Raw genomic sequence first — 13,369 nt, 5'->3', positions numbered from 1 at the left:
TGGATGTCCCTAGCCGAGCATGTAGCCGGGGCGCAGGAGCAGCTGGCCGCCGACGATGAGGGCGACGACGGCGATGAAGAGCCAGATGAGGTTCCAGATGGCGTTCGGGATCCAGGTTCTGCTGAACAAGGCGTCGCCGTCGCCCGTCCTGCCGCTGAGGTTCCGAATGGTCTGGAGGAGGCCGCCGAACAGGAGGACCCACGCGAGGCCCACCGCGACGGCGGCTTGGAGGGCGCTCGAACCAGCGAGCAGCAGCCACGTGAGGCCGGTGACGATCAGTGCCGGGACGATGAATGCGAGACCGTTCCGGGACAGGCCGACGGCCAGGATGCACAGGACGATGGTCGCGAGGAGAACGGCCCAGGGGTTTCCCGCCGCGATGAGTGCCGCTGCTCCGAGGCCGAGCAACGGGGGTGCGGTGTAGCCGATGAAGGACCCGAGGTTCTTCCTGATCCAGCCGCCGGCGTTCTTCCACTTCGTCCCGGCCTCGGCGTTCTCCTCGAGCTCCCATCCGTCGTTCCCTCGTAGGAGGAAGAGATTGGCGAGCATGTGTCCACCCTCGTGAGCCAATGTGAGGGGGTAGCCGATGATGTATCGAGAGATCAGGACGAGCAGTAACGCTATGAAGCCCGTCCCGTACGCCACCGGTTCCCCCACGATCGGGACAGCATTGACCCCCAGGTCCACCCCCACCATGGAGTGAATTCGAGCACGTTCCGTACTCGCATCACCTGAACGACACTCCGTGCACGCCCGAACGGAGCGCCCTCCGTGCGCCCTCTGCCAGCACCGAACCGCCCGGCCCCCCTCGCCCGATCACGCATCGACACGGCGGAGGGAGATCAGGGTGGGTGCAGGGGCAGCACAGCGGGTGGTCGGCGCGGTCGGGGCGTTCCTCGACGGGCCGGTGCCGGTGCGGATCCGGGCCTGGGACGGGAGCAAGGCCGGGGCGGGACCGGGCCCGGGGGTGCCGACGGTCGTGCTGCGCTCGCGCCGGGCGCTGCGCCGCCTGCTGTGGGAGCCGGGCGAGATGGGGCTGGCGCACGCCTACGTCTCCGGTGACCTCGACGTCGACGGCGACCTCGCCGCGGGGCTGTCGACGATGTGGGCGCTGGTGCGCTCGGGGACCATCGCCGCGCGCCGCCCGCACGCCCGCGAACTGCCCGGACTCGGCGTCACGGCCGCCCGGCTGGGGCTCCTCGGCCCGAAGCCCGCGCCGCCGCCCGAGGCCATCCGCATCCGGGGTCGCCGGCACAGCCGCCGGCGCGACCGGGACGTCATCGCCCACCACTACGACGCCGGCAACGACTTCTACGCCCTGCTCCTCGACGACTCGATGGCCTACTCGTCGGGCTACTGGACCTCCCCGGACCACACCCTCGCGCAGGCCCAGCACGACAAGCTCGAGCTGATCTGCCACAAGCTCGACCTCGGCCCCGGCCGGCGCCTGCTCGACATCGGCTGCGGGTGGGGATCGCTCGCGGTCCACGCCGCGCGCGAGCACGGCGTGCAGGTCCGCGCGGTGACGATCTCCCGCGAGCAGCGTGACCGGGTCAACGCCCGCATCCGCGCCGAGGGCCTCGCCGGGCAGGTGCAGGTCGACCTGCTCGACTACCGCGACGTCGCCGCGCGGATCACCGCCGCCGACGGCCCGTTCGACGCCGTCAGCGCGATCGAGATGGGCGAGCACGTCGGCGACGAGCACTACCCGACGTTCGCCGCGACGCTGCACGGCGCGCTGCGCCCGGGCGGGCGGGCGCTGGTGCAGCAGATGTCGCGGGGCGCCGACGCCCCGGGCGGCGGCGCGTTCATCGAGACCTACGTGACCCCGGACATGGTCATGCGCCCGGTCGGCGACACGCTCACCTTCCTGCAGCGCGCGGGCCTCGAGGTCCGCGACGTCCACGTGATGCGCGAGCACTACGTCCCGACGATCCGCGCCTGGCTCGCCACGCTGGAGGAGCGCTTCGACGAGGCCGTGGCGCTGGTCGGGGAGCGCGGCGCGCGGATGTGGCGGCTCTACCTCGCAGGCGGCGCGCTGGCGTTCGAGGAGAACCGCATGGGCGTCGACCAGATCCTCCTCGTGCGGCCCACCGACCGCGGCACGAGCAGGATGCCGGCCACCCGCGACGACTGGACGGTGGCCACCCGCCGCGACGCGGAGACCTCGTGATCGCCGCCGGCGTCCTGCTGGCCGGCACGGTGGTCACCGTCCTCGTGGCGTTCGGCGTGACGCTGGTGGTGGCCCGGGCGACGGGGCGCCACAGCGTCGTCGACGTCACCTGGGGGCTCGGCTTCGTCGCCGTCGCCGTGGTGTCCTTCGTGCTCTCCGGCGTCCTGGGGACCGGCGACGTGCTGGTGCGGACGGTCGTGCTCGCCCTCGTCGCGATCTGGGGGCTGCGCCTCGCGGTCTACATCGGGCGCCGCAACCACGAGAGGGGCGAGGACCCGCGCTACGCCGCGATGCTCGGCGACGACCACCCGCCCGGCGCGGTGACGGCGACGGTGCTGCGGCGGGTCTACGTGCCCCAGGCGGCCGTCATGCTCGTCGTCGCGCTGCCCGTGCTCGCGGCGATGCTGCGTCCCGCGACGGTGCTGCCGGTGGTGGTCGCGGGCGTCGTCGTGTGGCTGGTCGGGTTCGTCTTCGAGACGGTCGGCGACGCGCAGCTCGCGGCGTTCAAGGCCGACCCGGCGAACCGGGGCCGCATCCTCGACACCGGGCTCTGGCGCTTCACCCGCCACCCGAACTACTTCGGCGACACCTGCGTCTGGTGGGGCGTGTTCGTGGTCGCCGCCGGTCACCCGCTCGCGCTGGTGACGGCCGTCGGGCCGACGCTGATGACCTACCTGCTGGTGTCGGTGACGGGCAAGGAGCTCACGGAGCGCTCGATGTCGGGACGGCCGGGGTACGCCGAGTACGTGCGGCGCACCTCCGGCTTCCTGCCGTTGCCCCCGGGCACGCGCGCGGCGCGCGCCACCTGACGGGCGTCAGGCGCCCTGGCGCGACCGCAGCAGCGCGAGCGCGTCGTCGGCGTGCTGGTCGAACTTCATCTCGCCACCGATGACGCCCAGGACGGTGCGGTCGGTGTCGATGACGAACGTCCTGCGCTTGATCGGCAGCATCGGCAGCCACGACCGCTTGGCGTCGAACTGCTTCGCCACCTCGCCGTCGGGGTCGGACAGCAACGGGTAGTCGAAGCCGTGGGCCTCGGAGAAGGCGCGCTGCTTCTCGACCGGGTCGGCGCTGATGCCGACCCGCTGGGCGCCGACGGCCGCGAACTCCCCGGCGAGGTCGCGGAAGTGGCAGCTCTCCTGCGTGCAGCCGCCCGACGAGGCCAGCGGGTAGAAGAACAGCACCACCGGGCCGTCGGCCAGGAGCCCCGCGAGCGTCCGGCGGGTGCCGGTGTCGTCGGCGAGCTCGAAGTCGGGGGCGAGGTCTCCGGTCTTCATCGGTGTCCTTCCGAGGGGCGGGTCGGCCGCGAGCGCGTTCGCGGCCGGGCCGTCGGCGGTTCGGCGACCGTGACGCCGGACGGTCCGGCCCGCGATGATGGCGCCGTGCCCGCGTCGACCTCCCACCCGGTCGAACGCCACCTGCTGCGCGCGCGGGACCTCGCCGACCGGTCCTACGCCGAGCCGCTCGGGGTCGCCGACCTCGCTCGCGCCGCGGGCCTGAGCCCCGCCTACTTCAGCGAGCGGTTCGCCGCGGCGTTCGGGGTGACGCCGCACGCCTACCTGCTCACGCGCCGGCTCGAACGGGCGGCGTGGCTGCTGCGCCACACCGACCACTCGGTGGCCCGGATCTGCACGGAGGTGGGTCTGAGCAGCGTCGGCAGCTTCACCGTCAGCTTCCGGCGGGTCCTCGGGCGCACGCCCACCGCCTATCGCGCGGCGTTCCCGCCCGCCCACGACCACGCGCTGGTGCCGGGCTGCGTCGTGCGTTTCCACGGCCGTCCCCGGAACCGGAGCTTTCGAGAGGACCCGGCGGCGGGCGCTTCCTAGGCTCGGACGCGTGATCGCCGTCCACCGCGTCAACGTCTGGGTGCACGACCAGCAGGCCGCGTGCGCGTTCTGGACGGAGAAGGTCGAGTTCGAGCTGCGCGCCGACGCGACCTTCCCCGAGCTCGGCGGGTTCCGGTGGCTGACCGTGGGGCCGCCGGGCGGGGGCGGGCCCGAGCTCGTCCTCATGGCCATCCCGGAACCCCCCGTCGTGACCCGCGAGCAGAGCGACCTGATCCGCACGGTGACGTCCCAGGGCCTCGGCGGGGCGATCTTCCTGGCCACCGACGACGTGCGCCGCGACCACGCGCTGCTCACCGCCCGCGGCGTCGAGTTCACCGAGGAGCCCGAGGCCCGGCCCTACGGCCTCGACGCCGGCTTCCGCGACCCGTCGGGCAACCAGGTCCGGCTCACCCAGTCACGCCACGACGGAGGAACGGCATGACCACGCTCGACGCGCTCGTCGCGGGGGAGTTCGCCGCGCTGGCGGACGCGCTCGCCCCGCTCGGGCCCGACCGGTGGGCGGCCGCCTCGCTGTGCGCGGGCTGGTCGGTGGCCCACGTCGTCGCCCACCTGACGACGGCCGCGCGGTACCCGGCCGACCGCTTCGGCGCCGAGCTGGCCGCCGACGGGTACGACGTCACCCGCACCTCCGACCGTCTCGCCGACGCGGACACGGCGCTGCCGCCGGAGGCCCTGCTCGCCGACCTGCGCAGCGCGACGATGGCCGGCTTCGCGCAGCCGGGCGGCGGGATGGCCGGCTCGCTGGCCCACGTCGTGATCCACGGGCTGGACGTGACGGTGCCGCTGGGGCTCGGCCGGGTCGGCGCCGACGAGGCCGCGCGGACCGTGCTCGACCAGCTCGTCGCCCCCGGCGACCGCACCGTGTTCGGCGTCGACCTCACGGGCTCCGCACTGCGGGCCACCGACCTCGACTGGGCGCACGGCCGGGGCGAGCCCGTCACCGCCGGCGCGGCCGAGCTGGTCCTCACCCTGTCCGGCCGCTCCGTCGGGTCGGCGCTCGCGCGCTGAGACGGGCTCGCGGCCGCAGGATGGTGACGTGACCCTGCCGCGCCTCGACCGTGTCCGCCCCGCCACCCGGCGGCCCGTCACGGGCGCGGTCCTCGTCCTGCACGGCGGCCGGCCGGAGGGGCGCGACGCTGCCGACGGGCTGCGGTTGCCCTACCTGCGGATGGTGCCGTTCGCCCGCAGCCTGGCCGCCGCCGGCGCTCGCCGCGGCGTCGACGTCGGGCTGCTGCGCTACCGCTACCGCGGCTGGAACGCCCCCGACCTCGACCCCGTGCAGGACGCCCGGTGGGCCCTGCGGGACCTGCGGGCGCGGCACGGCGATGTCCCCGTCGTGCTCGTCGGGCACTCGATGGGTGGCCGGGCCGCGTTGCGCGTCGGCGGCGACCCGGGCGTCGTCGGGGTGGCCGGGCTCGCGCCGTGGATCGAGCGCGACGAGCCGTGGGCGCACCTCGCCGGGCAGACCCTGCTCGTCGCCCACGGCGACCGCGACCGGATGACCAGCCCGCAGGCGTCGCGGTGGTTCGCCGGGCGGGTCGCGACGGTCTCGGACCGGGTGGCGGGCTTCGAGGTCCTCGGCGACGGCCACGCGATGCTGCGACGCGCGGGCGCGTGGCACGACCTCGCCTCACGGTTCGCCCTCGGCGCCCTCGGACTCGAACCGTTCACCGAGTCCGTCGCGAAGGCCATGGCGGCCGGGGACCCCGACGGACTGGCGGTCCCCCTCGGCGATCCGTAGGGGAGTGGTGGCGTGCGCGAGCGGGTGGCGGTCGTCGGGGCGGGTGTGGCGGGGCTGACGGCGGCGTACCTGCTGCAGCGGCGCCACGACGTGACGCTGTTCGAGGCCGAGGACCGCCTCGGTGGTCACGCGCACACCCACGACGTCGGCGCGCTCGCCGTGGACACCGGCTTCATCGTCCACAACGACGTCACCTACCCGCACCTGCTGCGCCTGTTCGCCGAGCTGGGGGTCGCGACGCGGGACTCCGAGATGAGCATGAGCGTCCGCGACGAGGCGAGCGGGCTGGAGTACGCCGGCGCCCGTGGCCCGCGCGGCCTGTTCGCCCAGCCGCGGAACCTCACGCGGCCCCGCTACCTGCGGATGCTCGGCGAGGTCCTGCGCTTCCACCGCGCCGCGCGTGCCGTGGTCGACGGGACGTCGCCGCTGGCCGAGGACGTGACGTTCGGCGAGTTCCTCGACGCCGGCGGCTACTCGCGCTTCTTCGTGGAGATGTTCGCGGTCCCGGTGGTGTCGGCGGTGTGGTCCTCGGGCCCGGAGCTCTCGCGGCGGTACCCGGCGCGCTACCTGTTCGCCTTCCTCGCCCACCACGGGATGCTCTCGGTCGGCGGCTCGCACCGGTGGCGCACCGTCGTCGGCGGCTCGCGGTCCTACGTCGAGCGCGCGGCGAAGGGGCTCGCGGCCGTGGAGGTGTCGACGCCCGTGCGCGCGCTCGTCCGCACCGGCGACGGGGTGCTCCTGCGCGACGACGCCGACGTCGAGCACCGCTTCGACCGCGTCGTCGTCGCCGTGCACGCCCCGGACGCCCTCCGGATGCTGTTCGCGCCGCGGCCGGCCGAGGTGGACGTGCTCGGGGCGTTCCGCTACTCGCGCAACGAGACCTGGCTGCACACCGACACCTCGGTGCTCCCGCGCGCCGCCGGCGCCCGCGCGTCGTGGAACCTGCTGCGCGTGCCGGGGGAGTCCCGGGTGCTGGTCAGCTACGACATGACGCGGCTGATGGGCCTCCCCGGCCCCGACACGCACGTCGTCACCCTGAACGCGACCGACCGCGTGGACCCGGAGACCGTGGTCGCGCGGATGGTCTACGAGCACCCCGCCTACACCCCGGAGTCGGTGGCCGCGCAGCGCCGGCTGCCGGAGCTGTCCGACGACCGCGTCGCCTTCGCCGGCGCCTACCACGGCTGGGGGTTCCACGAGGACGGCTGCGCGTCGGGAGCGCGGGCCGCGGCGTCGTTCGGCGTCGCGTGGTGACGGCCTGGCTCTACGAGGCCGAGGTCGGGCACCGTCGCCTCGAGCGCCTCGACGACGCGTTCACCCACCGCCTCTACCTCTGGCTCGTCGACCTCGACGACCTGCCCCGCCTGCCCACGCCGCTGCGGCCGTTCGCGCGGTTCCGCAGCGCCGACCACCTCGGGGACCCGGGGCGCTCGATCCGCGAGAACCTCGACGCGTTCCTCGCCGCGCGGGGGATCGCGCGCCCGGCGCGGGTGCTGATGCTCGCCCACGCCCGCGTGCTCGGGCACGTGTTCAACCCGATCACCCTGTACTGGTGCCGCGACGCGACCGGGGCGCTGGTCGCGGTCGTCGCCGAGGTCCACAACACCTACGGCGGGCGACACCACTACCTGCTCGACGTCGCGGACGATCCCGAGGCCGGCCGGGCACGGGTCGACAAGGCCTTCTACGTCTCGCCGTTCTTCCCGGTCGACGGCGAGTACCGGATGCGGGTGCCCGAGCCGGGAGCGACGCTCGCCGCGACCGTCGTCCTGCGCCGCGAGGGCGCGACCGCCTTCGTCGCCACGCTGCGCGGACGCCGTCGCGCGGCCACCCCGCGGGCCGTGCTGGCCGCCGTCGTCCGCCACCCGGCGGTGACCCTGCGCGTCGCCGCGGCCATCCGGCACCGCGGTGTGCGGCTCTGGGCGCGCGGGGTGCCCGTCGTCCCGCGGACCCCGGCCGACAGCGACCGCGGGCTGGGCCGGCTCACCGGCTGACGGGCAGACTGGGGCTCCGTGACCGCCTCTCTCACCGTCCGCGTCGCCGACGCCGCGGACGTGGACTCCCTGCTGGCCCTCGTCCACAGCGCCTACCGCGGACCGTCGGGACGCCAGGGCTGGACGTCGGAGGCCGACCTCATCGACGGCCCGCGCACCACCCGCGACCTGCTCGCCGCCGACGTCGCCGACCCCGCGATCACGGTGCTCGTCGCCGGCGACCTCGTCGGCTGCGCGGCCGTCACCCTCGCCGAGGGCGCGAGCACCGCGTCGTTCGGCATGTTCGCGGTCCGCCCGGACGTGCAGGCCGGCGGCGTCGGGTCGACCCTGCTCTCCGCCGCGGAGGAGAACGCCCGCGAGCGCGGCGCCACGGCCATGGAGATGTGCGTGATCGACCGGCGCGCCGAGCTCATCGCCTGGTACGAGCGTCGCGGCTACGTGCGCACCGGCGAGACGCGGCCGTTCCCCTACGGCGCCGAGGGCGTCGGCGAGCCCCGCGGCGACGACTTCGTGTTCGCCGTGCTGGAGAAGGATCTGCGAGGCTGACCCCGTGCCCGACCTGACCCTCGCCCAGGACGCCGACGCCGACGCGGTCCTGAGCGCCAACCCGCTCGCGCTGCTCATCGGGATGCTGCTCGACCAGCAGTTCCCGATGGAGCGGGCGTTCGCGTCGCCGGCGCTGCTCACCGAGCGCCTCGGCGGCCCCCTGACCGCCGCCGGCATCGCCGAGTACGACACCGAGGCGCTCGTCGCGGCCTTCACCGGCCCGCCCGCGCTGCACCGCTACCCGCGCTCGATGGCCGAGCGGGTGCAGGCGCTGTGCCGCCAGCTCGTCGCCGACTGGGGCGGCGAGGCGGAGCGGCTCTGGGTCGACGCGGCGTCGGGACGCGAGGTGCTGGCGAACCTGCAGTCCCTGCCCGGGTTCGGCAAGCAGAAGGCCCAGATCTTCACGGCGCTGCTCGGCAAGCAGTGCGGTGTGCGGCCCGAGGGCTGGCGCGAGGCCGCCGGGTCGTACGGCGACGAGGGGTCGCGCCGCTCGATCGCCGACGTCGTCGACCCGGTGACGCTCGGCGAGGTCCGCGACTTCAAGCAGGCCCAGAAGAAGGCGGCGAAGGCCGCGAAGGCCGAGTCGGCGTCCTGATCGGGCCCTGACCGGCGCCCACCCGGGACCGCTCACGGCGTTCCGGTGGCGCGCGACCCGTCCAGGGTTCAGGGTGGTGTGTGCGGGCACCCGCGGGGGACGGCAGGTGCCGAGGAGGCGACGAGCGTGAACCGACGTCACGACGACGACGGGCAGCCCATCCTGATCACCGAGGCCGCGATCTCGTACGACGAGGAGTTCGCGGCCCGGAAGAAGCGGTACTCGCTGATCATGGCCTGCCGCATCCCGTGCCTCGTGCTGGCCGGGATCTTCGGCATCGCGTTCCAGTGGCCCTGGGTCGCGGTGGCGTTCATCGTGCTGTCCGTGCCGCTGCCGTGGGTGGCGGTGCTCATCGCCAACGACCGGCCGGCGAAGAAGGCGGAGAAGCCGAACCGCTACAAGCGCGAGTCGACCCAGCTCGGCGCGGTCCCGGACGCCCGGATCATCGAGGCCGCCGAGGTGCTCGAGGGCCGCAGCCCCTACGTCGGACACAGCGAGCGCCCGCGCCAGCCGCGGCAGGACTCCGCCGACCACGAGCCCCCGCGCACCGGCACCGGGGGTTAGTCACCCGACGCCGCCCGCCGTGCCGGGTCAGGTGCCGTGCTCGGCGACGGGGCCGGGCGACGTCAGCGGGGCGGCGAGACCCGGGAGCGGCGCGACGCCGGGCAGCCGTCCGAGCGTGGCCGGCGGCGTGAGGGCGGGGGAGGACCCGCGGGCCCGGTCGGGGTCGGCGACCGAGGCCGGGACCGCGCCCAGCGCCGGGCCGGCGAGCGTGCGGCCAACGCCGCCCGCTCCGCTCGCTCCGGCCGCGTGACCGTCGTGGCCGGCGTGCCCGTCACGCGGGGCGGCGAGGCCCGGGGCGGCCCCGGGATCGGAGGCCGTGCCCGGTGTGCGGTGCGCGCCGGGGGTGCCGTGGGTGCCGTGTCCCGGCGGCACGACCCGGGCCGCCGGGTGCTTCTGGCCGTGCCGCGCGTGGGTCGCGAGGGCGTGGGCGAAGGTCTGCGAGCGCGGCACCCGGTCGACGGCGTCCGTCGACCCGGCGGCCGCCGCGTCCTGCTCGGGGCCCTGCACGCACCGCCGCGCGGCGTTGATGCACTCGGCGCCCTCCCGCGCGCGGCGCTCGGAGGAGAGGTACTCGAGCAGCGCGTGGTCGGTGATCGGGTTGTGCTGCTGTTCGGGGAAGCTGTCGATCGCGAACTGGCGCCCCGGCGGCGGGTCCTCGTAGTTCACCGTGATGCGCAGCGCGGGCACCGGGATGAGGTCCTGGGCGCACTCGCCGTCCTCGTCCGGGTAGACGATGTGGCTGCTGTGGTCCTCGGAGTCGAGGTCCTGTCCGTTCCAGCAGCTCGGGAAGTCGTAGACCCGCTGCAGGGTCGAGCCCTGCGGGCACATCGGGTAGAGGTCGGTCATCCGCCCCCCGGAGCCGGTGCAGGTGAACTTGGCGTTGCTGCCCTCCCCGCCGGTGGTGCCGGCCTTCGCCGAGCCCGTGACCAGCGCGATGTTCAGCGGCAGCGGCTCGGTGCGCCGCGTGCCGTGGCCGTGGAAGGTGAAGTCGACCGCGGACGGCTCGATGAACGACCCGACGTTGCCGTCGAGGCTGCCGCCGTCGGCGCCGACGTCGGGGCCCTGGCCACGCAGGTCGCGCAGGACGGGCCAGAAGATCGGGGAGCGGTCGCCGTTGGTGCAGGTGGTGGTCGACTCCTCGAGCGTCTCGTCCTCGCTGGCGAAGTTGGTGCCCTCGTTGCCCGCGTAGTCGTGGGTGTGCTGGGCGCCGTTGCGCACGCCGGGGGCGATGATGAAGTTGTCGGAGTTGTGGTGGGCGCTCATCGCGCAGCGGATGGTGTAGCTCCCGCCGGAGAACACCCCGCCCTCGCCCCGGACCCCCTGGTCGGCCTGCTCGATCGAGATGTACTCGTTCGCCGACGCCCGCCCGGCCTGGTCGCGGTTGGGGAACTCCTCGCCGCCCTCGGCACCCGCGCCGCCGGCCTGGCCGCCGCCACCACCGCCGCCGCCGCCGTCCTGCTCGCCGCCCTGGTCGCCGCCCTGGTCGCCGCCCTGGTCGCCGCCCTGGTCGCCGCCCTGGTCGCTGCCCTGGCCACCCTCGTCGCCCTGGTCCTGCGCGCCGCCGGAGCCGGAGCCCGAGTCGGAGCCGCCACCGGAGCCGGAGCCCGAGCCGGAGCCGCCACCGGAGCCCGAGCCGGAGCCGGAGCCGCCACCGGAGCCGGAGCGTGAGCCGGAACCAGAGCCGGCATCGGACCCGGAGCCCGAGTCGTCATCGGAACCCGACCCGCCGCCGGAGCCTGACCCGCTGCCGGAACCGGAGTCCGGCCCGCCGCCGGAGCCTGACCCGCTGCCGGAACCGGAGTCCGACCCCGACCCGGAGTCCGAGCCCGAGCCCGAGCTCGACCCCGACCCCGAGTCCGAGCCCGACCCCGACTCCTCGTCGGACCCCGACCCACCGTCGTCGGACGAGTCCTCGTCGTCGGCGATCGACACCAGCCCGCCGTGGGACACCACGGGCGTGCCCGCGCCCACCGCGACGCCGATGACCAGCGCCGCCACCCCGACCAAGCCGAGCAGCAGCACCGGGAGGCGGCGCGGGCCGGAGCTCCGGTCGAGCGCGGCCCAGGGGCTCTCGGGCACGTCGGACGAGCGCGCGCCGGGACGCCCCGATCCCGCCCGACCACGCCCACCCGGCCCCCACGCCGACCCGCTCATCGCCCTCCGCTCCCTGGTACTGACTCCGTGTCGCGGACGCTAGCGACGCGTCGCGGACGTCGGGTGCGGTTTCGCCGAACTCGTGCCCGGCACCTCGCGCGGGCCGCCGAGCCACGGGTCGGCGTGCTCGGGCGGCACCGCGAGCCCCCAGGCCTCGGCCCGCCGGTCGGCCGGCGCTGAGCCCGACGGCCACCCGGCGGCCCGCGGCGCGCGCGGGCCGCCGGCCCCCCAGAGCGGCACGGGCGCCGACGGCGTCCCGAACACCTGCACCGGACCGGGGTCCCGCTCGCGACTCGGGGGCACCGACCCCGACGGCGGCTCGACCGGCACGGGACCCGACGGCGGGCCGACCGGACGCGACCCGGCCGCCGGCCCACCGACCGGCCGACCGGCCGGCTCACCGGCCAGCTGTCCGACCGGCTGACCGACCGACGCGGGACCGGACGCGCGCCCCACCGCCTCCCGCCGGGGCGGGCCGGGCGCCGGGCCCAGGGGAGGCCGCAGCGGCGGCCCCACCGACGACCGCTGCCACGCCTCGGCCCAGGCCGTCGCGGAGGACCCGTCCCGTCGGCCGACCGGCAGCGGGCCGGACGGCGGGTCGTCCCCCGCGCGAGCGCTCCGCGGCGTCGGCGACCACCCCGGCCGGGCGATCGGGCGCTCGACGACGATCTCGGTGACCTCGCCGGGCGCCTCGGGGACCGCGGCCCGCGCCCGGCCCGGCAGGGACACCCCGGACCTCCCCGCCGACCGCGCCACCACGAGGTCCGCCGGCCCCCAGCCGTCGTCGGGACGGGCCGGAGCGCCGGTCGGCCCCGCCCACGGCCGGTCGAGCAGCGCCGGCCAGGGCCAGCGCTCCTCGAGCCCGCGGCACCGCGCGCACCCGAGCCCCAGGACCAGCCCGAACACGAGGTGCCCCAGCAGGGACAGGGCGACGGTGGTGGGCGTGAGCGGGAACATCAGCCGCTCGCCCCGCGGCGCGATCGCGACCGTGGCGACCAGCCCCGTCCACACCGGGAACACCGCGAACGCCACGGCCGCGGCCACCGTCGCCCGCTCGCCCCAGCGCCGCAGCCCGTTGGCGGCGACGAGCAGGAAGAACGTCACCCCGATGCCGCCGCCGTCGCCGACGTAGCGCCAGAGGTACCCCACGATCGCGCCGGTGGCGGTGGCGCCGCCGGTGTCGCCGAGGATCCAGGTGCCCACGGTCGGGATGAAGTCTCCCCACCAGCCGAGCAGGTAGACGGTGTCGAGGCGGACGGCGTCGTAGACGAGGGTGGCGACGACGCCCCACCCCGCCCCCGTCAGCACGATCCGGTCCTCGCCGACGGGCGCGAAGACGCCGAGCACCAGCACGAGCAGCGTCAGCGGCACCACGAACAGGCCGCCCGTGACGTTCATCGGCGCGAGCCCGAACACGTGCGCCGAGATCGCCAGCAGCGGCAGCGCGGCGACGACGAGGTGCAGCGCGAGGCGCGCCAGCCGAGCGCGGTGCTCGCCGACGACGGCGAGCACGTCGCGCCGGAGCGAGCCCGGGTCGCCGGGGAGCTCGTCCGCGGGCACCGCGACGGCGCCGGCGTGGGCGCGCCGGGTCAGGTGCGGGGCCGGGTGGGCCACGGGGCCTCCTCACCGTCGGTGGACCGGGGCGCGCTCACCGTGACAGCCCGGTCGGCGGCGTAGGTGCCGTTCCGGGGAATCCGCAGGGTGAACGCGGTCCGCCGCATCACGGTCCGCACAAGCGCCCACGAGCGTTCGGCG

General features: G+C 75.6%; 15 protein-coding genes. 11 read left to right on the top strand and 4 right to left on the bottom strand.

What is annotated here, in order from left to right; genetic code table 11:
* Positions 1-9 precede the first annotated feature (9 nt).
* Positions 10-696, bottom strand: a complete 687-nt coding sequence (locus PH190_RS03610; protein WP_274230132.1) for a M50 family metallopeptidase — start codon at positions 694-696, stop codon at positions 10-12.
* 151 nt (positions 697-847) lie between these two features.
* Here PH190_RS03610 and PH190_RS03605 point away from each other — a divergent pair, with 151 nt between their 5' ends.
* Together PH190_RS03605 and PH190_RS03600 are read left to right on the top strand one after the other, a co-directional pair.
* Complete coding sequence (locus PH190_RS03605; protein ID WP_274230131.1) at positions 848-2,173, top strand: SAM-dependent methyltransferase; 1,326 nt, start codon at positions 848-850, stop codon at positions 2,171-2,173.
* A complete protein-coding gene (locus tag PH190_RS03600) occupies positions 2,170-2,982 on the top strand; it encodes a DUF1295 domain-containing protein (protein WP_274230130.1) in 813 nt (270 codons plus the stop codon). The genes PH190_RS03605 and PH190_RS03600 overlap by 4 nt, the downstream gene beginning before the upstream one ends.
* 6 nt (positions 2,983-2,988) lie before the next feature.
* Here the strand turns inward: PH190_RS03600 and PH190_RS03595 are convergent, their stop codons facing one another.
* On the bottom strand, positions 2,989-3,450 hold the full coding sequence (locus PH190_RS03595) for a peroxiredoxin (protein ID WP_274230129.1): 462 nt from the start codon (positions 3,448-3,450) through the stop codon (positions 2,989-2,991).
* Positions 3,451-3,555: 105 nt separating this feature from the next.
* On the opposite strand from PH190_RS03595, the gene PH190_RS03590 reads away from it, so the two are divergent.
* The 9 genes from PH190_RS03590 (at position 3,556) to PH190_RS03550 (ending at position 9,460) form a co-directional block, all read left to right on the top strand.
* The gene (locus tag PH190_RS03590) at positions 3,556-3,999 is read left to right on the top strand and encodes a helix-turn-helix domain-containing protein (protein WP_274230128.1); all 444 of its coding nucleotides are present in this window, start codon (positions 3,556-3,558) and stop codon (positions 3,997-3,999) included.
* Between the two features lie 10 nt (positions 4,000-4,009).
* Positions 4,010-4,441: a VOC family protein gene (locus PH190_RS03585; protein WP_274230127.1), complete on the top strand. Its 432-nt coding sequence runs from the start codon at positions 4,010-4,012 to the stop codon at positions 4,439-4,441.
* Entirely contained in the window at positions 4,438-5,028 is a 591-nt protein-coding gene (locus tag PH190_RS03580) for a maleylpyruvate isomerase family mycothiol-dependent enzyme (protein ID WP_274230126.1), read from the top strand. The genes PH190_RS03585 and PH190_RS03580 overlap by 4 nt, the downstream gene beginning before the upstream one ends.
* A gap of 28 nt (positions 5,029-5,056) precedes the next feature.
* Positions 5,057-5,761 (top strand): alpha/beta fold hydrolase, encoded by a 705-nt coding sequence (locus PH190_RS03575; RefSeq protein WP_274230125.1) that lies wholly within the window; start codon positions 5,057-5,059, stop codon positions 5,759-5,761.
* A gap of 12 nt (positions 5,762-5,773) precedes the next feature.
* Entirely contained in the window at positions 5,774-7,015 is a 1,242-nt protein-coding gene (locus PH190_RS03570; protein ID WP_274230124.1) for an NAD(P)/FAD-dependent oxidoreductase, read from the top strand.
* Positions 7,009-7,755 carry a DUF1365 domain-containing protein gene (locus tag PH190_RS03565; RefSeq protein WP_274230123.1) on the top strand — a complete coding sequence of 249 codons (747 nt, stop codon included), beginning with the start codon at positions 7,009-7,011 and terminating at the stop codon, positions 7,753-7,755. The genes PH190_RS03570 and PH190_RS03565 overlap by 7 nt, the downstream gene beginning before the upstream one ends.
* A gap of 18 nt (positions 7,756-7,773) precedes the next feature.
* A complete protein-coding gene (locus tag PH190_RS03560) occupies positions 7,774-8,301 on the top strand; it encodes a GNAT family N-acetyltransferase (RefSeq protein ID WP_274230122.1) in 528 nt (175 codons plus the stop codon).
* 4 nt (positions 8,302-8,305) lie between these two features.
* Positions 8,306-8,896 carry an HhH-GPD-type base excision DNA repair protein gene (locus PH190_RS03555; RefSeq protein ID WP_274230121.1) on the top strand — a complete coding sequence of 197 codons (591 nt, stop codon included), beginning with the start codon at positions 8,306-8,308 and terminating at the stop codon, positions 8,894-8,896.
* 126 nt (positions 8,897-9,022) lie between these two features.
* Positions 9,023-9,460, top strand: a complete 438-nt coding sequence (locus PH190_RS03550; protein ID WP_337993788.1) for a DUF3099 domain-containing protein — start codon at positions 9,023-9,025, stop codon at positions 9,458-9,460.
* 27 nt (positions 9,461-9,487) lie between these two features.
* On the opposite strand, the gene PH190_RS03545 is transcribed toward PH190_RS03550, so the two are convergent.
* Both PH190_RS03545 and PH190_RS03540 read right to left on the bottom strand, forming a co-directional pair.
* On the bottom strand, positions 9,488-11,539 hold the full coding sequence (locus PH190_RS03545; protein WP_274230120.1) for a DUF1996 domain-containing protein: 2,052 nt from the start codon (positions 11,537-11,539) through the stop codon (positions 9,488-9,490).
* Positions 11,540-11,653: 114 nt separating this feature from the next.
* Positions 11,654-13,228 (bottom strand): hypothetical protein, encoded by a 1,575-nt coding sequence (locus PH190_RS03540; RefSeq protein WP_274230119.1) that lies wholly within the window; start codon positions 13,226-13,228, stop codon positions 11,654-11,656.
* Positions 13,229-13,369 lie beyond the last annotated feature (141 nt).

Origin of the sequence: Actinomycetospora straminea (assembly GCF_028737255.1) — a bacterium.
GTDB lineage: Bacteria > Actinomycetota > Actinomycetes > Mycobacteriales > Pseudonocardiaceae > Actinomycetospora > Actinomycetospora straminea.
Note: the sequence above shows the minus strand (reverse complement) of the source record. Positions and strands in the feature narration are given on the sequence as shown.